At 60.0% G+C, this 18,218-nt stretch carries 20 protein-coding genes; 15 read left to right on the top strand and 5 right to left on the bottom strand.

Annotated features, from left to right (window positions below; genetic code table 11):
* The first annotated feature begins 332 nt into the window (after nucleotides 1-332).
* The 3 genes from MOV61_RS07915 (at nucleotide 333) to MOV61_RS07905 (ending at nucleotide 2,962) form a co-directional block, all read left to right on the top strand.
* The gene (locus tag MOV61_RS07915) at nucleotides 333-1,007 is read left to right on the top strand and encodes a response regulator transcription factor (protein WP_247136180.1); all 675 of its coding nucleotides are present in this window, start codon (nucleotides 333-335) and stop codon (nucleotides 1,005-1,007) included.
* On the top strand, nucleotides 1,004-2,452 hold the full coding sequence (locus MOV61_RS07910) for a HAMP domain-containing sensor histidine kinase (RefSeq protein ID WP_247136179.1): 1,449 nt from the start codon (nucleotides 1,004-1,006) through the stop codon (nucleotides 2,450-2,452). Before MOV61_RS07915 ends, MOV61_RS07910 begins: the two co-directional genes overlap by 4 nt.
* 117 nt (nucleotides 2,453-2,569) lie before the next feature.
* Nucleotides 2,570-2,962 (top strand): hypothetical protein, encoded by a 393-nt coding sequence (locus MOV61_RS07905; RefSeq protein ID WP_247136178.1) that lies wholly within the window; start codon nucleotides 2,570-2,572, stop codon nucleotides 2,960-2,962.
* Between the two features lie 379 nt (nucleotides 2,963-3,341).
* Here the strand turns inward: MOV61_RS07905 and MOV61_RS07900 are convergent, their stop codons facing one another.
* A complete protein-coding gene (locus MOV61_RS07900; RefSeq protein ID WP_247136177.1) occupies nucleotides 3,342-3,905 on the bottom strand; it encodes an outer membrane protein in 564 nt (187 codons plus the stop codon).
* Nucleotides 3,906-4,470: 565 nt separating this feature from the next.
* Between MOV61_RS07900 and MOV61_RS07895 the strand changes: the two genes are divergently transcribed.
* The 5 genes from MOV61_RS07895 (at nucleotide 4,471) to MOV61_RS07875 (ending at nucleotide 9,147) form a co-directional block, all read left to right on the top strand.
* Nucleotides 4,471-4,821 carry a phasin family protein gene (locus MOV61_RS07895; protein ID WP_038542579.1) on the top strand — a complete coding sequence of 117 codons (351 nt, stop codon included), beginning with the start codon at nucleotides 4,471-4,473 and terminating at the stop codon, nucleotides 4,819-4,821.
* A gap of 256 nt (nucleotides 4,822-5,077) precedes the next feature.
* Nucleotides 5,078-5,431 carry an ATP-dependent Clp protease adapter ClpS gene (gene clpS / locus MOV61_RS07890; protein WP_007758328.1) on the top strand — a complete coding sequence of 118 codons (354 nt, stop codon included), beginning with the start codon at nucleotides 5,078-5,080 and terminating at the stop codon, nucleotides 5,429-5,431.
* A gap of 10 nt (nucleotides 5,432-5,441) precedes the next feature.
* Nucleotides 5,442-7,973, top strand: coding sequence for an ATP-dependent Clp protease ATP-binding subunit ClpA (gene clpA, locus MOV61_RS07885; protein ID WP_038542581.1), 2,532 nt, complete (start codon nucleotides 5,442-5,444; stop codon nucleotides 7,971-7,973).
* Nucleotides 7,974-8,062: 89 nt separating this feature from the next.
* Nucleotides 8,063-8,812, top strand: a complete 750-nt coding sequence (locus MOV61_RS07880; RefSeq protein ID WP_038542583.1) for an AzlC family ABC transporter permease — start codon at nucleotides 8,063-8,065, stop codon at nucleotides 8,810-8,812.
* Nucleotides 8,809-9,147 (top strand): AzlD domain-containing protein, encoded by a 339-nt coding sequence (locus MOV61_RS07875; protein WP_038542585.1) that lies wholly within the window; start codon nucleotides 8,809-8,811, stop codon nucleotides 9,145-9,147. The genes MOV61_RS07880 and MOV61_RS07875 overlap by 4 nt, the downstream gene beginning before the upstream one ends.
* A 3-nt stretch (nucleotides 9,148-9,150) precedes the next feature.
* On the opposite strand, the gene MOV61_RS07870 is transcribed toward MOV61_RS07875, so the two are convergent.
* Genes MOV61_RS07870 through MOV61_RS07855 form a run of 4 tightly spaced genes read right to left on the bottom strand, consistent with a single transcriptional unit; the run spans nucleotide 9,151 to nucleotide 12,036 of the window.
* Complete coding sequence (locus MOV61_RS07870; RefSeq protein WP_247136176.1) at nucleotides 9,151-9,582, bottom strand: HIT family protein; 432 nt, start codon at nucleotides 9,580-9,582, stop codon at nucleotides 9,151-9,153.
* Nucleotides 9,583-9,626: 44 nt separating this feature from the next.
* Nucleotides 9,627-10,823 (bottom strand): GNAT family N-acetyltransferase, encoded by a 1,197-nt coding sequence (locus MOV61_RS07865; RefSeq protein ID WP_247136175.1) that lies wholly within the window; start codon nucleotides 10,821-10,823, stop codon nucleotides 9,627-9,629.
* Nucleotides 10,824-10,831: 8 nt separating this feature from the next.
* A complete protein-coding gene (locus tag MOV61_RS07860) occupies nucleotides 10,832-11,569 on the bottom strand; it encodes a glycerophosphodiester phosphodiesterase (protein ID WP_247136174.1) in 738 nt (245 codons plus the stop codon).
* Entirely contained in the window at nucleotides 11,566-12,036 is a 471-nt protein-coding gene (locus tag MOV61_RS07855) for a RidA family protein (protein WP_247136173.1), read from the bottom strand. Before MOV61_RS07855 ends, MOV61_RS07860 begins: the two co-directional genes overlap by 4 nt.
* Nucleotides 12,037-12,146: 110 nt before the next feature.
* Here MOV61_RS07855 and MOV61_RS07850 point away from each other — a divergent pair, with 110 nt between their 5' ends.
* The 7 genes from MOV61_RS07850 to MOV61_RS07820 all read left to right on the top strand — a co-directional run bounded on the left by MOV61_RS07850 (nucleotide 12,147) and on the right by MOV61_RS07820 (nucleotide 18,213).
* Nucleotides 12,147-12,992 carry a cell envelope integrity EipB family protein gene (locus MOV61_RS07850; protein WP_247033339.1) on the top strand — a complete coding sequence of 282 codons (846 nt, stop codon included), beginning with the start codon at nucleotides 12,147-12,149 and terminating at the stop codon, nucleotides 12,990-12,992.
* 215 nt (nucleotides 12,993-13,207) lie between these two features.
* Nucleotides 13,208-13,981, top strand: coding sequence for a 30S ribosomal protein S2 (gene rpsB / locus MOV61_RS07845; protein ID WP_007758342.1), 774 nt, complete (start codon nucleotides 13,208-13,210; stop codon nucleotides 13,979-13,981).
* 235 nt (nucleotides 13,982-14,216) lie between these two features.
* On the top strand, nucleotides 14,217-15,143 hold the full coding sequence (gene tsf, locus MOV61_RS07840) for a translation elongation factor Ts (RefSeq protein WP_247033340.1): 927 nt from the start codon (nucleotides 14,217-14,219) through the stop codon (nucleotides 15,141-15,143).
* A 114-nt stretch (nucleotides 15,144-15,257) separates the two neighbouring features.
* On the top strand, nucleotides 15,258-15,980 hold the full coding sequence (pyrH, locus tag MOV61_RS07835; RefSeq protein ID WP_038542600.1) for a UMP kinase: 723 nt from the start codon (nucleotides 15,258-15,260) through the stop codon (nucleotides 15,978-15,980).
* Nucleotides 15,981-16,025: 45 nt separating this feature from the next.
* Nucleotides 16,026-16,583: a ribosome recycling factor gene (gene frr, locus MOV61_RS07830; RefSeq protein ID WP_247136172.1), complete on the top strand. Its 558-nt coding sequence runs from the start codon at nucleotides 16,026-16,028 to the stop codon at nucleotides 16,581-16,583.
* A gap of 53 nt (nucleotides 16,584-16,636) precedes the next feature.
* The gene (locus MOV61_RS07825) at nucleotides 16,637-17,380 is read left to right on the top strand and encodes an isoprenyl transferase (RefSeq protein WP_038542604.1); all 744 of its coding nucleotides are present in this window, start codon (nucleotides 16,637-16,639) and stop codon (nucleotides 17,378-17,380) included.
* Entirely contained in the window at nucleotides 17,380-18,213 is an 834-nt protein-coding gene (locus MOV61_RS07820; RefSeq protein WP_247033341.1) for a phosphatidate cytidylyltransferase, read from the top strand. Before MOV61_RS07825 ends, MOV61_RS07820 begins: the two co-directional genes overlap by 1 nt.
* Nucleotides 18,214-18,218: the final 5 nt, after the last annotated feature.

Below are 18,218 nucleotides of genomic sequence, written 5' to 3'. Positions count from 1 at the left end.
GCCCACCGACGGCCGCAAAGGCAATGCACCGAAAGCCGATGTCCTTTTCGAAAACCTTACCGCCAGGTCATCAGGGGCGATACCGCCTCTGACAGTGATCGCCTGCGCACCAAATTGCCCGGAAAAATTGCAGTCGCTGTTATTCTCTACAATCTCACTCGCGCCAAAAAATATACGCTGGACAAGCACCTCATGCTCAGCGCGCGTCTGATCGGACGCTGCTTCTCAAAATTCTAGCGATTCTGCAGGCTCGCCTGACTTCGTAATGTTCGGGCAATTTTCGCCATATCACTGGATGAGCGCCGCCGCGGCAGAGGATCCGGAGACCTACATTGCGCATATTATTGCTTGAAGATGAGCCGGAAATGGCGGCGGCATTGATCACCGCACTTGGACGCCGTGACATCATCGTCGACCATGTGAGCACGCTTGCCGATGCCGAATTGATGGCTCGGATCGGGACGTACGACGTGCTCGTATTGGATCGCCGGCTGCCGGATGGCGAAGGCCTCGATCTCATCCCCGTGCTTCGCTTCCAAAAAAATACCACCCCGGTCCTGATACTGACGGCACTTGCTGGTGTCGATCACCGCGTCGAAGGGCTCGATGGCGGAGCCGACGACTATCTCGGCAAACCTTTTGCGATCGAAGAACTGCTGGCGCGATTGCGCGCGCTGCAGAGGCGCTCGCCGACGGTTTCCGCCGAGCGATTTTCCCTCGGCAATCTGACGGTCGATCCACGCAGCAACGAAGTTGCCGTTGCCGGAGGTTTCATCGATCTGGCGCGGCGAGAGTATCTGGTCGTCGAGGCGTTGATCCGGCGCGCGAACCGCATCGTCACACGATCGATGCTGGTGGACGCCGTCTATACGATCGACGACCAGATCGAGTCCAATGCCCTGGACGCGCATGTCTCGCGAATCCGGCGCAAGCTCGGCATCGCCGGAGCATCGGTGGAAATCCGTGCGGTCCGCAACATCGGATATCTGTTGCGGGTCAGCTCATGAGACCGCGCACTGGCCGCTCGCTCAAATGGGTACTGACCCGGCGCCTGATTGGTCTTCAGGCATGCCTCCTAGTGTTCTTCTTCGCCTTGCTCGCCGGATGGGTCTGGATCATCGATCCCGAACTCGAAGACACCAATGAATCGGTCATCCGCGTACTCGCAAAACACGTGGTACGCCAAGCCGACGGCACGCTCGATATGGCTGACGTGCCGGAGCTTGGCGAATTGACACGTCGGTATCCTGATCTGTGGTTCATCATCAGGGATGACAGGAACAATCTCTATCGATGGGGCGTCTTTCCGAAAGAGTTGCTGACCGAAGTTTTCCCAATGTCAATCGAAGGGGCAACATTGAAGGGCGGCCCGAGTGCGCACGTGGCGGTCGGCAATCGCGACACGCCGATCGGTCGGCTTCAGTTCGTGGCATCGACAGACCGCATCGGTGCGAAAAACCAGGACGTCAATATCTGGATCAGTCTCGACATCGATGTTCCCGAGGGCGGCGGCGGCGCGGAAACGTTCTGGCTGACTGTGGTACCGGCGACCGGCGTTATTCTGGCCATTCTGGTGGTTCCGATCCTGCTCGTGACCGGCGCGGCAACGCTGATCGCCACACCTTACTCGATCGGACGGTCGCTGACCGGTCTGGTCGAGACAGCCAACCAGGCAAAGGCGATCGAATTCGAAACCCGGTCGGCTCGCCTCAAGGTTTCGAAAGTCCCAAGCGAGATCGTTCCGCTTGTCGATGCCTTCAATCACACACTTTCCAAGCTTGATCGCGGCTACAAGCAGCATAGCCGCTTTCTGGCCGATGCCGCACACGAACTGCGCACGCCGATCGCGATCGTGCGAACGCGGGCAGACCTTTTGCCGGAAAGCGCGGACAGTCGGCAACTGCTGCGGGATATCGATCGTCTTTCCAGGGTCGCGCACCAGCTGCTCGACATCCAGGCTATCGGCGCTGGTTCTCAGGCAGCACAGATGGTCGACTTGAACCAGCTGGTCGGACGGATCGCTGCCGATCTCGCACCTGGAATCATCGATGCCGGCTACGATTTCCTCTTCGAGCCGGCTCCTGCCGAGGCACCCTTCATGATCTATCCCTCGACGATAGAGCTTGCGGTGACCAACCTGATCCGCAATGCAGTCGATCATTCCGGGTACAAGGGCGCGATCGCGGTCTCGGTCGATGCGCAAGGCTTCATCGACGTCTGTGATGAGGGTCCCGGCATCCCTCCAGCGGAACGTGGCCGCGTGTTGGAGCCGTTCTACCGGCTGAATACGCACTCGTCCGGCGCAGGCTTGGGGCTCAATCTGGCGCGCAAGGCGGCGGAGCTTCATTTCGGGCGGTTGCTGTTTGCCGATACCAATAGCGGGTTTCGGGTGCGCCTTGAGATCGGTGGGTTGGACGGCAGCCGGGCCCCGACCGATAGCAACTCCCTTTGAGGGTGGGACTAGCTTGCCTGCGGTCGGTAGCCGTCATTCGCAGAGGCCTTCGACATCGGTAATGCACTCGCAATCTTCGCCACGTAGCGAGCGGTAGAGCCAACTGGAGCCGCCGCTATGCACAAGAAATTACTATGGAAAATACGTCGAACGCATTCGTTCGTTACCCTCGCAGCCGTTGCGCTGCTGGTAAGCTGTGCATCGCAGATCATGAAAAACTATGTCGGAGGGCCGCTGGAGGCGGTGATACTGGACTACGGGCCACCCGACAACGTCGTTGAAATCGGTGCCGGTCAAAGGGCCTATCAATGGCGGCGCGTCAACACGGAAGCGGTGGCGGGCACCACCAGTGGCGAAGTTCGCCAAACACGTCATGGCGAACGTTATGAGGTCTCCCAGTCCCCAGGCTACGTCAAGGAGACCGAATGCTTCTACACCTTCTACGCGCGGGCCTCCGGGACGCAATGGTTCGTCACGAATTTCCGTAGGCCGCAACTCGAATGTGAGTGACCGACCTACCGCAGCCGAAGATCGCCGCGGCGGATTTCATGGAATTATGAAAATCAAAGCCCTGCAGCGCCTCTCGAAAAGACGAGCGGCGCTGCAGGGCTTCAGGTGGTGCGCAAGAAATGCCATTCAGCCGAAGGGCGCGGGTGGTCTCAGATGTAACCTGCTGCGTGCTGCAATAATCCAAACTTGTTCCCAAGCCCTTAGATCCGGATGATTTTAGGCCGGCTTGGCCTGAAATCTGAATCCGAAAACGGCTCATGCGGCGTCCGCCGCAAGAGACGCTGCAGCACTTTGAATGGCGGCATGATGCGGTCGCTAACACGATTCCGTTTCGAGGAATTATGCGCTAAGGCATGCGCTACCCTGAGTGAGAGATGCTTTAGAAGCGCAGGTTTATGCCTGCCTTGATCACGTGGCTGTTGATATCCGCACGTGTGGTACCGGCATCTGTGGTCGTCTTGACGTCCGGGGTCATGATGTAATTGTACTCGACCTTTGCAGAAAGGCCGTTTCCGAAAGCCTGCTCGACGCCACCGCCGACCAAATAGCCGCCTTCCCAGCCCGGGCCGCGCCGAATGTTGTTGCCGTTGTCGAATTTGGTCATCGCATAACCGGCAGTGCCGTAAAGGAGCGTCTTGTCGAGGCCCACGCCGACCTTGGCTTTGGCGGCCAGCCGCCACTGCTCTTCAAGTTTGCCTCCGTGCACATTCTGATCGGCGCCGCCCAAATGGGCGCCCTCGACTTCTGCACCCAGCACGGCGGAGTTGAACTGGAGATTGTATCCGGCCTGTGCCCCGGCGGCGAGGCCTTTGCCATCGGAAAAGGGATTGAGATGGCTGGAGGCAACACCGGCATGTCCGCCGACATAAGCGCCGGTCCAATCGTACGTGGCCGGTTGGCCGCAGGGCGCCTGGACGTAGGAATTGTCCAGATCAGCTGCCATGGCAGCTTGGGAAAGCAACATGGCGAACGCGGCTGACAAGCCGAAACGTGTTCTCATCGAAGGCATCTATGACTCCAAACAAAGCGCGGCGCCCTTCAGCGCGGCGTGAAGTGAACATGGGGGCGTGAAAGAAGGCTCCCGCGAACCCTTCGAGACATGTCCCGAAGGATGGGTGTCATTCTGCTTGCGAGGATTACCGGTGGATTACACAAACCAGGGCGTTGGGCGGAGGGACGGCCAGGACATAGTTTTTTGTTGCTGAAACTTTTCGTCCTTGAACAGCTGCAAACGGACAAGCAGTCGATTTGAGCAGGATGATTTTAGCGGGGTCGCTTTTCTTTGATTCGTGTGGAGCGACCGACCGGAAAGAAAATAGCTGCGACGTTTTGCGCGGTGGTTGTGATTTGCTGATATATCTTCGCAAAATCAGAAACCTGACTCTGTCTATGCATTTGCATAGAGCCGATTGCAACCAAAGGTGATTTTGCGCCGCACAAATCAGCCTTGACTTTTATCCGTAGGCCGCTTTCAATCAGCAAATACGAATAGAACAAAGGGACAGGCGATGTTCAATTTCGATGAGGCCAACAAGAAGAGCAAGGAAGCGATGGACGGAATGCTGAAGAGCTATTCCGAGATCGCCAAGGGTTATCAGGCGATCGCTACCGAAGCGACCGATTATTCCAAGAAGTCCTTCCAGGATATGACGGGTTTCATGGAAGAGCTTGCCTCCACCCGCAGCGTCGAGGCGGCCTTCGAGCTCCAGACCAAATACGTGAAATCGGCTTATGAAAGCTTCATTGCCGAGTCGACCAAGATCACCGACATGTATGCCGATCTCGCAAAGACGGCCTACAAGCCCTACGAAGCGCCGGTCGCCAAGTCGACCGCCGTGGTGACCGCAAACGCCGCGTAACGCGCATAGCGGCCCCTTCAAACGACGCTTTCATCATAGAAGGCCGGCGGCGTTCAGCGCTGCCGGCCTTTTTGATTCATGCCAATGCGGAAATATCCGACTTTCGGCATGTTCCATCATCTCTTTAGCGGAATAGTGATTGCGTGGCCGCAAAGGGGGCTTAAAATCCGCGTTCAATGAACTAAGTTAGGAAGACTAAAGTCCGGCCGTTCGGCCATTCGGACGAACCCGCCGGATGACTGGGGAATGAATGAAGATGATCGCACTGCCGATCTTGATGCAAGCTGAAAAGGGTGGCGACGGAGACAACGCAAATCGCGGTACCTCGGTCATCACTCGTACGAAGCCGAAAACAAAGAAGCCAAATCTCTACCGCGTACTGCTGCTGAATGACGATTATACGCCGATGGAGTTCGTCATCCACATTCTGGAACGTTTCTTTCAGAAGGACAGGGAGGCAGCGACGCGTATCATGCTCCACGTCCACAATCACGGCGTGGGGGAATGCGGAATATTTACATACGAAGTAGCGGAAACCAAAGTGTCCCAGGTCATGGACTTCGCCCGGCAACACCAGCATCCGCTGCAATGTGTCATGGAAAAGAAGTGAGGAACCCGACGTGCCAACATTTTCGCCTAGTCTAGAAAAGGCGCTGCATCAGGCACTGACCTTTGCCAACGAGCGGCATCACGAATATGCCACGCTCGAGCACCTGCTTTTGGCGTTGATCGACGATGCCGATGCAGCCGCGGTCATGGGCGCTTGTAACGTCAATTTGGAAACCCTGCGCAAGACCGTCGCCGACTATGTCGATAATGAACTTGCCAACCTGATCACCGGTTATGACGAGGATTCCAAGCCGACCTCCGGCTTCCAGCGCGTCATCCAGCGCGCCGTCATCCACGTCCAGTCCTCCGGCCGCGAGGAAGTGACCGGCGCCAACGTTCTCGTCGCGATCTTCGCGGAACGGGAAAGCCATGCGGCCTTCTTCCTGCAGGAGCAGGAAATGACCCGCTATGACGCGGTCAACTATATTTCTCACGGCATCGGCAAGCGTGCTGGCACCTCCCAGACCCGCACGCCGCGCGGCGCCGAGGACAGCGAGTCGGAAGCCAAGCCCTCCGCCCGCGATCAGGAGGAAGGTTCGGCCAAGAAACCGCAGGATGCCCTCAAGGCCTATTGCGTCAACCTGAACGAAAAGGCCCGCGACGGCCGCATCGATCCGCTGATCGGCCGCCATGCCGAAGTCAACCGGACGATCCAGGTCCTGTGCCGCCGTTCCAAGAACAACCCGCTCTACGTGGGTGATCCGGGCGTCGGCAAGACGGCGATCGCCGAAGGCCTCGCCAAGCGGATCATCGAAGGCAAGGTGCCGGAGGCTCTCGCCGACGCCACCATCTTCTCGCTTGACATGGGTACGCTGCTCGCCGGCACCCGTTATCGCGGCGACTTCGAAGAACGGCTAAAGCAGGTCGTCAAGGAACTTGAAGAGTATCCGGGCGCGGTCCTGTTCATCGACGAGATCCACACCGTCATCGGCGCCGGTGCCACTTCCGGCGGCGCGATGGATGCCTCGAACCTGTTGAAGCCGGCGCTGTCTTCGGGCGCGATCCGCTGCATCGGTTCGACCACCTATAAGGAATACCGCCAGTTCTTCGAAAAGGACCGGGCTCTGGTTCGCCGCTTCCAGAAGATCGACGTCAATGAACCGTCGATCGACGATGCGATCGAAATCATGAAGGGCCTGAAGCCCTATTTTGAGGAATACCACAAGCTGCGTTACACCAACGACGCGATCAAGGCGGCTGTCGAGCTTTCGGCCCGCTACATTTCCGACCGCAAGCTTCCGGACAAGGCGATCGACGTGATCGACGAGACCGGCGCGGCCCAGATGCTCTTGCCCGCTTCCAAGCGCCGCAAGCTGATCACCGAGAAGGAAATCGAGGTGACGATCGCCACGATGGCGCGGATCCCGGCAAAGACCGTCTCCAAGGATGACGAGATGGTTCTCGCCAACCTCGAAAAAGAGCTACGTTCGGTTGTCTATGGCCAGGATGCGGCGATCGAAGCCCTGTCGACCGCGATCAAGCTTGCCCGTGCGGGCCTGCGCGAGCCGAACAAGCCGATTGGCTCCTACGTCTTTTCCGGCCCGACTGGCGTCGGCAAGACGGAGGTCGCCAAACAGCTTGCCGCCTCGCTCGGCGTCGAGATGCTGCGGTTCGACATGTCGGAATATATGGAGCGCCACACGGTCTCGCGGCTGCTCGGCGCACCTCCCGGTTATGTCGGCTTCGACCAGGGCGGTCTCCTGACCGATGGCGTCGACCAGCATCCGCACTCAGTGGTCCTGCTCGACGAAATCGAGAAGGCGCATCCGGATATCTACAATATCCTGCTGCAGGTCATGGACCATGGTTCATTGACCGACCACAACGGCAAGAAGATCGATTTCCGCAACGTCATCCTGATCATGACGACCAACGCGGGCGCGTCGGAAATGGCCAAGGCCGCCATCGGCTTCGGTTCGTCCAAGCGCACCGGCGAGGACGAAGAGGCGATCAACCGCCTGTTCACGCCGGAATTCCGCAACCGCCTCGATGCGATTATCCAGTTCGCACCGCTGCCGACCGAGGTCATCCATCAGGTCGTTCAGAAGTTCGTCATGCAGCTCGAGACGCAGCTCTCGGAACGCAACGTCACCTTCGACCTGCATCAGGATGCAATCGCCTGGCTGGCGGAAAAGGGTTACGACGAGAAGATGGGTGCCCGCCCGCTCTCTCGCGTCATCCAGGAATACATCAAGAAGCCGCTCGCCAACGAGATCCTGTTCGGCAAGCTGCGTAAGGGTGGTGTGGTCCGCGTCACGGTAGGCAAGGGCGAGGATGGCAAGGACAAGCTCATCCTCGACTCGATCTCCGAGGCGACCCCTGTGAAACCGAAGCCGGAGGCCGAGGTGGAAGAGGCCGCCGAGGAAGCCGAAACCAAGGTCGTCAAGGCCAAGGCGCCGAAGAAGTCGGCGCAGAAGGACAAGGACGGCGGCCCGGCCAGGGCTCGCGCCATGGTCGATGCGGACGTGATCGCTTCGGATGACGCGCCCAAGACGCCGCCCCGCAAGGGCACCACGGTGCCGCGCGTGCCGAAGAGCAAATAACTCCTTCGGATGGAATTTTGGCGATGCCGGGCTTGTCCCGGCATCGCTGTTTTCATGACTGACCGTTTCCCATACCCGCCGGAATACTTATGTCTCCAGACAGTGACGATCGCAGCGCCCTATCCTGGTTTTTTACCGGCATGCGGGGCCTGCTTTCGCTTCCGGCCCTCATTCTTCTAACCTCGATCGTCGGCTTCAGCGCCTTTGCGCTGGAATCGGGCCTGACGCGTGGCGAGGCGGTGTTCATGTCGCTGGCGATCTGGGCGCTGCCGGCGCAGGTCATCCTGATCGGGACAATGGCGAGCGGCGCCAATATTGCCGCCTGCTTTCTCGCGGTGACGCTCTCCTCGATCCGCATGACGCCGATGGTCGCCTCGGTCGTCCCGGAGATGCGAACAAGGCGCACGCCGATCTGGCTGCTGCTGATCCTGTCGCATTTCATCGCCATCACGTCCTGGGTCTTCGCGATCACCACGCTTCGCAACGTGCCGCGCGAGCACCGGGCGATCTATTTCGCCGGTTTCGGCGTGACGCTGACGTTGACCGGCACACTGGTCGTTGCGGTCTTCTACGATATCGTTTCGGCCTTTCCGCCGGCCGTCGCGGGCGTACTCTTCTTCCTGACGCCCGTCTATTTCAACGCCTCCATCTGGGCGAGCGCGCGCCAGCCGGTGGTGCAGATAGCTTTCGTCATGGGGGTGATCCTCGGCCCGACGCTGGCGCTGGTGACCCCGCAATTCGACGTGCTGTGCGCTGGCCTTGGCGGCGGCACGGCCGCCTATCTGATCGACAGGGCACGCCGCAAGAAAAAGCGTGCCGGGCAGGAGACCAGGCGATGATTGCCGAATACTGGACCTTCATCGTTATCGCAGTCGCCGGTTTCCTGGCGACCGATATCTGGCGGTGGCTCGGGGTTTTTACCGGCAACCGGCTGAACGAAGACTCCGAAGCGCTTTATTGGGTAAGGGCGGTGGCGACTGCGCTGGTCATGGCCGTCACCGCAAAACTGATCGTTTTCCCGAACGGCACGCTCGCCGGTTCGCCGCTCTGGTTGAGGTTGGCGGCGGCCGGCATCGGTTTCGCCATCTTCCTGGCGACCGGTCGCAAGGTCTGGATCGGCGTTGCTGTGCCGATGACGCTGCTTGTCGCTGGTCTCTGGTGGGTTGGTTTCTGAAGCTTAATTGCCCAATTCGCCGATGATCTTCTCGGCATTCGCCGCGAGTACGTCGTTATTCTCCATCTGGCCCGAATGGGGTTTCAGCGGCTGTCCCTCGTAGCGCGGGACGACGTGGAAATGCAGGTGGTAGACAGTCTGTCCGGCGGCCGGTTCGTTGAACTGGATGACGGTGATGCCGTCCGCCTCGAAAGCCTCCTTGGCAGCTCTGGCGAGTTTCTGCACCACCGGGATGACCTTCGAAAGCACGGCAGGATCGGCATCGAGAATATTGCGCGACGGGGCTTTCGGGAGCACCAGCAGGTGACCGGGCGACTGCGGCATGACATCCATGAAGGCAAGCGTATCGGCATCCTCGTAGACGCGGTGGCACGGGATCTCGCCGCGCAGGATTTTCCCGAAAATGTTGTTGCTGTCGTAAGCCTGTCCGCTCATTGCGATGTCCTCTCCTTGTTTTGCCGGCCCGATCTTTCCGGGCCCTAATCCTGTTCCTGCTGGCGCTCGCCCTTGCGGAACGGGCTGTGCTCGGCAAGATATTCCGTCATCTGCTCCACGTCTTCGCGCTCGTGTTCCAGATAGTCGGCGATCGCGCGCCTCAGCCCCGCATGTGCGATATAGTGCATCGAATGGGTGGTGACAGGCAGGTAACCGCGCGCCAGCTTGTGTTCCCCTTGCGCGCCCGCTTCGACGCGCTTCAGGCCCTTAGCGAGCGCGAAATCGATCGCCTGGTGGTAACAGACCTCGAAATGCAGGAAGGGATGGTCCTCGACACAACCCCAGTGGCGGCCGTAAAGCGCGTCCCCGCCGATGAAATTGATCGCGCCGGCGACGTATTTTCCCTCGCGTTTGGCCATCACCAGCAGGATGTCTTCGGGCATTCGCTCGCCGATCAGCGAATAGAATTTTCGCGTCAGGTAAGGGCGGCCCCATTTGCGACCGCCAGTGTCCATGTAGAATTCGAAGAACTGGTCCCAGATGTCCTCGGTGAGGTCTTTGCCGGTCAGCCAGTCGATCGAAATACCGTTTTCCAGGGCCGAGCGCCGTTCCTTCTTCAGCGCCTTGCGTTTGCGCGAGGCGAGCGTTTCGAGGAAGGCGTCGTGGTTCTCGTAACCTTCGTTGATGAAATGGAACTGCTTGTCGGTGCGGTGCAGGTAGTCGGCCTCTTCGAAAGCAGCGACCTGGTCTTCCGCGACGAAGGTCACATGTGCGGAAGAGATGCCGAGCTGGCGTGTCACCTCCTGGAGACCGGCCGCCAGCGTCAGTTCGGTCGAATCCCGGTCGTAGCCTTCGCAGACGAGCAGGCGCGGCCCGCTCGCCGGCGTGAACGGCACGGTGCACTGCAGTTTGGGATAATAACGCCCGCCGGCGCGCTCGAACGCGTCGGCCCAGCCGTGGTCGAAGACGTATTCGCCCTGGCTATGGCTTTTCAGATAACCAGGAACCGCGCCGATCAGCGTGCCCTTGTCGTCTTCGAGGAGAAGGTGATGGCCGAGCCAGCCGGTCTTGGCGGTGGCGGAACCCGATTCCTCCAGCGCCGAGAGAAAGGCGTGCGACAGGAACGGATTGTAGGGCGTTTCCGAAGAGGAGGACTTGGAAGTGCCCGAAAGGCGCGACCAGCTTGCCGGGCTGATCGCGCAGAAGGATTTTTCGATGCGGATGGTAAGATTGCCGGTCATGCTCTGCTTTACAGGGAGGGGGAGGAAACCTCCCGCGGATCAAAACCTTCGAAGGTCATCTGGTCTGCATATTTATAGGTATGTTCGCGGCCGTTTGCATCCCTCACGGTCCAGGTAATGACCGGAATTCCAGTCGCTCTCTGGGCTGTGATGAACGTGTTCGGCAGATGGGGATAGTGGTAAGAAATGAAGTCGAGGCCGAGCTGCATGGCCTCGTCGTGCTCGAAGAATTCTTCCGGCTTGTCGCCCATGGCGGTGAGGCCGAGCGGGTAGGGCGAACCGGCATTTTTTAGGTCGCGCAGGATGTGGTAATCGAAGCTCATCAGCGCCACCTTGCCCTGATAACCTTCGAGGACCTCGAGCACCGCCTCGGCGAACCCGTCGTCGTCGCCGTCGCCTTCGCGTCCCTTGACCTCAATCACCAGAGGCACCTTGCCGGCGACGAGGGCAAGCATCTGCTTCAGCGTCGGCACCTTGTCCTTCGTGGCCCCGACCGAAAGCATACCGAGTTCGGCTGAGGTCTTTTCGCGGATATCGCCCTTGATGCCGCAGAGCCGTTCGAGATCGTGATCGTGGAAGATCACCGGCACGCTGTCGGCGGCAAGCTGTACGTCGCATTCGATCGCAAAGCCGGCCTCCACAGCGCGGGAAAACGCCGACAGGGTGTTTTCCCAGACTTGGTGGTTCATATCGTGATAACCGCGATGGGCGACCGGAAGGTCCTTGATCCAGGTGACGTCGGTCATGCTTCGATCTCGATAATGGCTTCGATTTCGACGGAGGCGTTGAATGGCAGCGCCGCCATGCCGACGGCAGCCCGCGCATGCTTGCCTGCGTCGCCGAGAACGTTGGCGATCAGGTTCGATGCGCCGTTGGTGACGATATGCTGTTCGGTGAAGCCGGGCGCCGAGGCGACGAAGCTCGAAAGCTTGACCACCCGCTTGATCCGGCCGAGATCGCCGCCCAATGCCGCTTTCGCCTGGGCGAGGATATTGATGGCGCAGAGTTCGGCCGCACGGCTCGCTGCCGGCACGTCGACATCCGCGCCGACAAGGCCGGTGACGGCCACCTTGCCGTTTTCATTCGGCAGCTGGCCGGAGATGAACAGCAGGTTGCCGGTAATCACGTAGGGCACGTAATTGGCGGCGGGTGCGGCCGCGACGGGGAGTTCGATCCCCAGTTCCTTCAGGCGGCCTTCGATGGCTTCGGTCATTTTCGACTCCCGTTTTGTTGTAAATTCTTCAAAAATCCTGCATCAAGGCCTTAGCTTGGTCAGATGGCGTTCTTATAACATCCCCGACTGAGTCCAACAGGAGAATGTGAATGTTGCGAATGAGCCTCGGGGTGATCCTTGCCGGCGGTCTGAGCCTTGCGGCTGCCACCTCCGCGGACGCGACGACCGACGGTGCCGCCCGGCTGCTCGTCCCGCATCGCGCCATTTACGACCTGAAGCTCAAGAATGCCTCTGAACGTTCGGGCATCGAAGGCATGTTCGGCCGCATGGTCTATGAGTTCACCGGCTCGGCCTGCACCGGTTTTTCCACCAATTTCCGGCTGGTCACCAAGATCGACACGGGCGAGGAGACGCGCCTCAGCGACCAGCAGACTACGACCTTCGAGGACATGGCCGCAAACCAGTTCCATTTCGAGACCAAGTCCTTCACCGACGAGCAGCTCGACAAGCAGCTGACCGGCGATGCGTCGATCGCCGACAAGGGCGTCAAGGTGGCAATTACCCAGCCCGACGGCCGCGAGATCGACCTGCCGGCGAGCGATTTCCCGACCAGCCATATGCTGGACGTCATCGCGAATGCCAAGCAGGGTAAGAACTTCTTCGAGGCGCGGGTCTTCGACGGTTCGGAAAACGGCGACCAGGCGCTCCTGACGACGACGGTGATCGGCAAGTCGCAGACGGTGCAGAAGGACGATGTGGATGCCGACAAGGCGGGCGAGTTCGCAAAGACGGCCTATTGGCCGGTGACGATCGCCTATTTCAACGAAAATGCCGCCGGCGATCCCACCCCCGTCTACAATATGTCGTTCAAGCTCTACGAAAACGGCATCACCCGCGATCTCACCATGGATTACGGCGACTTCGTGCTGTCCGGCAGCCTGGTCAAGCTGGAGCTCCTGAAGCCGCAGGATCCATGCCCCGCGCCGGCGAAATAGCCGTCCTCTGTCAATTGCCGGTCACTGGCTGGCCCGCTGAGGCAATTTCCGGCAAAAGCACTTGCTTTTGCGGCAAATCGAATGTATGGCCAGCCGCATTCCACACGTAAGGCATGGGATTGTCCGGGAGAAATCCGGACTGTTCCGCCCGGTGGCATTCTCGAAGAGGGTGCTGTTCGCCTTGCGGAGGTTCAACCGGAAAAGGATAACAAGGCATGGCATTGCCCGATTTCTCTATGCGCCAGCTTCTCGAAGCAGGCGTTCACTTCGGCCACCAGACTCACCGCTGGAACCCGAAGATGAAGCCGTACATCTTCGGCGACCGTAACAACATCCACATCATCGACCTGGCCCAGACCGTTCCGATGCTGTCGCGCGCCCTTCAGGTCGTGTCCGACACCGTCGCCCGCGGCGGCCGCGTTCTGTTCGTCGGCACCAAGCGCCAGGCGTCTGAACTGATTGCCGACTCGGCCAAGCGTTCGGCCCAGTATTACGTCAACTCCCGCTGGCTCGGCGGCATGATGACCAACTGGAAGACCATTTCGAACTCGATCCAGCGCCTGCGCAAGCTCGACGAAATCCTCAACTCGGAACAGTCCGGCTACTCCAAGAAGGAACGCCTGAACCTCGAGCGCGAACGCGAAAAGCTGGACAAGGCTCTCGGCGGTATCCGCGACATGGGCGGCACTCCGGACCTGATGTTCATCATCGACACCAACAAGGAAAAGATCGCTATCGACGAAGCCAAGCGCCTGGGCATCCCGGTCGTTGCTATCATCGATTCGAACTGCGATCCGGACCTCATCGACTACCCGATCCCGGGCAATGACGACGCCTCGCGCGCCATCGCTCTCTACACCGACCTGATCGCCCGCGCTGCCATCGATGGTATCGCTCGCCAGCAGGGCGCTTCGGGCCGCGACATCGGTGCCTCTGCAGAAGCTCCGATCGAGCCGGCGCTCGAAGGCGAAGCAGAAGCAGAAGCTTAAAGCCCGGATGGAGCGGCTTAACCGCTCCTCCTTTCTGAAATTCGATCGAGGCCAGAGATACCGATCCCTGGCCTTGGTCGTTTCAAGGCGAGCCGCCACCGCTTGGTCGTCGAGGCGATCGCTTTCGTGATGTCTTCATCACGCTGTCACACTTCCGGGTACATTCGTCCCAAAACTTTTGAGTCCGCCGACGTTTTTCCGGCGAGAAGCACTTGAACCGACAAGAGGCAAAACAATGGCTGAAATCACCGCTGCACTGGTAAAGGAACTGCGCGAAAAGTCTGGCGCAGGCATGATGGACTGCAAGAAGGCGCTGACCGAAACGAACGGCGACATCGAAGCGGCGATCGACTGGCTGCGTGCCAAGGGCATTTCCAAGGCCGACAAGAAGTCCGGCCGCACCGCGGCTGAAGGCCTGATCGGCATCGCCAGCGCCGGCCACAGGGCTGTCGTCATCGAGCTCAACTCGGAAACCGACTTCGTTGCCCGCAACGATGCGTTCCAGGACCTCGTCCGCGGCGTTGCAAGCGTCGCCCTGACGACCGACGGTTCCGTCGAAGCAATCTCGGCTGCCACCTATCCGGCTTCCGGCAAGCCGGTTGCCGACACCATCAAGGACGCGATCGCCACGATCGGCGAGAACATGACGCTGCGTCGCGCCGCCCTGCTGCAGGTCGAGCACGGCGTCGTTGCGACCTATGTCCATAACGCTGCCGGCGACGGCATCGGCAAGCTCGGCGTTCTGGTCGCCCTGAAGTCGGTCGGCGACAAGGAAGTCCTGAGCTCGATCGGCCGTCAGGTCGCCATGCACATTGCTGCCACCAACCCGCTCGCCATCCGCGCCGAAGAAGTCGATGCGGCTGTGGCTGAGCGCGAGCGCAACGTCTTCATCGAGCAGTCGCGCGCTTCCGGCAAGCCGGAAGCCATCATCGAAAAGATGGTCGACGGCCGCATGCGCAAGTTCTTCGAAGAAGTTGCCCTTCTGTCGCAGGCCTTCGTCGTCAACCCGGAAGTGACCGTCGGCCAGGCTGTCAAGGACGCTGAAAAGCTCGCCGGCGCTTCGATCGAAGTCGTCGGCATGGCCCGTCTTCTGCTTGGCGAAGGTGTCGAAAAGGAAGAAACGGATTTTGCCGCTGAAGTCGCGGCAGTCGCCAAAGGCTGATATTCGTTAGCTAAAGCTGTCGAAAGCGCAAGGGCACCGGTGACAAGCCGGTGCCCTTCGTGTATCCGCAAGCCGTTTGACCCTCCGCATGCATTTCGATTTCAAGGAGCCTCCATGTCGCCTCAGCCCCTCTACAAGCGTGTCTTGCTCAAGGCCTCCGGTGAAGCTCTGATGGGCAGCCAGGGTTTCGGCATCGATGTCGCAGTTGCCGATCGAGTCGCCTCCGATATCGCCGAAGCGCGCGCCATGGGCGTCGATGTCGGCGTGGTCGTCGGCGGCGGTAATATCTTTCGCGGCGTCGCGGTCGCTTCCAAGGGTGGCGACCGGGTGACCGGCGACCATATGGGGATGCTAGGCACCGTGATCAACGCGCTGGCGCTCGCCACCTCGCTGCGCAAGCTGAACGTCGATACCGTGGTTCTGTCGGCGATCTCGATGCCGGAGATCTGCGAGAGCTTTTCGCAGCGCCAGGCGCTGCATCATATGGCGCAGGGCAGGGTGGTGATCTTCGCCGGCGGCACCGGCAATCCGTTCTTCACGACCGATTCGGCGGCAGCGCTACGCGCGGCCGAAATCGGTGCGGAGGCGATCTTCAAGGGCACCCAGGTGGACGGCATCTATTCGGCCGATCCCAAGAAGGACCCGACGGCGACCCGCTTCGAGACGCTGACGCACGGCGAAGTGCTCGAAAAGGGTCTGGCGGTGATGGACGTGGCAGCGGTGGCGCTCGCCCGCGAAAATTCCATCCCGATCATCGTTTTTTCGATCCATGAGAAGGGCGGCTTCGCCCAAATCTTGACCGGCGGCGGCCGCAAGACCATCGTAGCGGACAATTGAGGCGCGGCATCGCTGGCCGCCCAGACAACATACGGGAGTAGACGGATGAGTGGAAACGACCTCAACGACATCAAGCGCCGCATGGAAGGCGCGATCAACGCCTTCAAAAGCGATATCGCCTCGCTGCGCACCGGCCGCGCCTCGGCCAATATTCTCGATCCGGTGATGGTCGAAGCCTATGGTTCGCGCGTGCCGCTCAACCAGGTGGCCAACATCACCGTGCCGGAAGCGCGCATGCTCGGCGTGTCCATCTGGGACAAGTCGATGGTCGGCGCCGTCGACCGGGCGATCCGCGAATCAAACCTCGGCCTCAACCCGATCGTCGATGGCCAGAGCCTGCGCATTCCGCTCCCCGAGCTCAATGAAGAGCGCCGCAAGTCGCTGGTCAAGGTCGCGCATGATTATGCGGAAAAGGCGAAGGTTGCTGTACGTCACGTCCGCCGCGATGGCATGGACGGCCTGAAAAAGGCCGAAAAGGACGGCGACATCGGCCAGGACGAAAGTCGCTCGCAGTCGGAAAAAGTGCAGAAGATGACGGATGATACGATTTCCGAAGTCGACCGCTTGCTTGGCGACAAGGAAAAGGAAATCATGCAGGTCTAATTTAGGCCTGGTTTGCCGCCATATTCCCGGCGGCCAAAGGAGCCGCATAGAATATGGTGAACCCCGAGCTTGCAATCATCCCTCAACACGTTGCCATCATCATGGATGGTAATGGACGCTGGGCCAACAAGCGCGGGCTTCCTCGTACGGTCGGACACAGCAAGGGCGTCGAAGCGGTTCGCGAAACGGTACGGGCTGCCGGCGATGCGGGCGTCAAATATCTGACGCTCTTTGCGTTTTCTTCGGAGAACTGGAGCAGGCCTGAAACCGAGGTGAGGGATCTCCTCGGTCTCCTCCGGCGCTTCATCCGCCAGGATCTGGCCGAACTGCACCGCGAGAACATCCGCATCCGGGTGATCGGCGAGCGCGAAAAACTGCGCAGCGACATCCTCCCGCTTCTTCTCGAAGCCGAGGAAACCACAAAGTTCAATACGTCGCTGACACTGATCATCGCCTTCAACTACGGTGCCCGCGATGAGATCGCCCGCGCCGTCGCGATGCTTGCGCGCGACGTCGAGGCCGGCATCCTCAAGGCATCCGAGATCGACCCGGACAAGATCAGCGCAAAGCTGGACACCGCCGGCATTCCCGATCCGGATCTCATCATCCGCACTAGCGGCGAGGAACGGCTTTCGAACTTTCTGCTGTGGCAGGCGGCCTATTCCGAACTTGTCTTCCTGCCGGACTACTGGCCGGATTTCGATCGGAAGCTCTTCCTCGACGCCCTGAAGATCTATGCCTCGCGCGACCGCCGCTTCGGTGGCCTATCGGACAAGACGATAGCGGTGGGCGGTTGATGAGCGCTGAACTGAAGCGCCGCATTGCATCCGCATTGGTTCTGGCGGTCGTGGTGCTGACGGCCACCTGGTATGGCGGCCTGACATTCCGCGTCGTGGCGGCCGTCATGGCGGTGCTGATCTATTACGAGTGGTCGACGATCACGCGGGCGGCCGAGCGCGATTTTCGTGCCAACGCCTTTGGCTGGCTCTCCATTGTTCTGATCGCCATTGATCTCGTCGCTGACGAAGGCGAGCTCTCTGTGCCGATTCTCGGCGGCGCGATGATCACCGCCATTCTTTTCGTGCTGCTGCGCAAGGGTAGCTGGTGGCTGCCGGGTGGCATCTTTTACGCAGGCTTGAGCGGTATCTCGCTCGCCGCGATCCGCGCCGAGGACCAGGCGGGGTTGGTCGCGACGCTTTTCATTTTCGCGGTCGTCTGGGCGACCGACATTCTCGCCTATTTTGTCGGTCGTGCCCTGCAGGGGCCAAAACTGGCGCCGCGGATTTCTCCCGGCAAGACCTGGTCGGGCGCGATCGGCGGCACAGTGTCGGGCGTGATTGCGAGCTCGGCCCTGACGCTCGGCGTGTTTTCCCGGCTGTCGATCTGGACGGTGGCGATCGCATTTCTGCTCTCGGTCGCAAGCCAGATAGGCGACCTGTTCGAATCGTTCATCAAGCGCCGGTTTGGGGTGAAGGATTCCAGCCACCTCATCCCGGGGCATGGCGGCGTCATGGACCGCGTCGACGGCCTCGTTTTCGCCTGTTTCGGAGCGTTCCTGCTGACGCTTGTTTATGCGGCCACGACGGGCCATCTTGATATATCGGTTGCAGGCTTTCTCTTCGGCTTTTGAGGACT

The sequence above is a fragment of the Neorhizobium sp. BETTINA12A genome, assembly GCF_023006485.1.
Classification (GTDB): Bacteria; Pseudomonadota; Alphaproteobacteria; order Rhizobiales; family Rhizobiaceae; genus Neorhizobium.
This window is presented reverse-complemented; position numbering and strand designations above follow the sequence as displayed.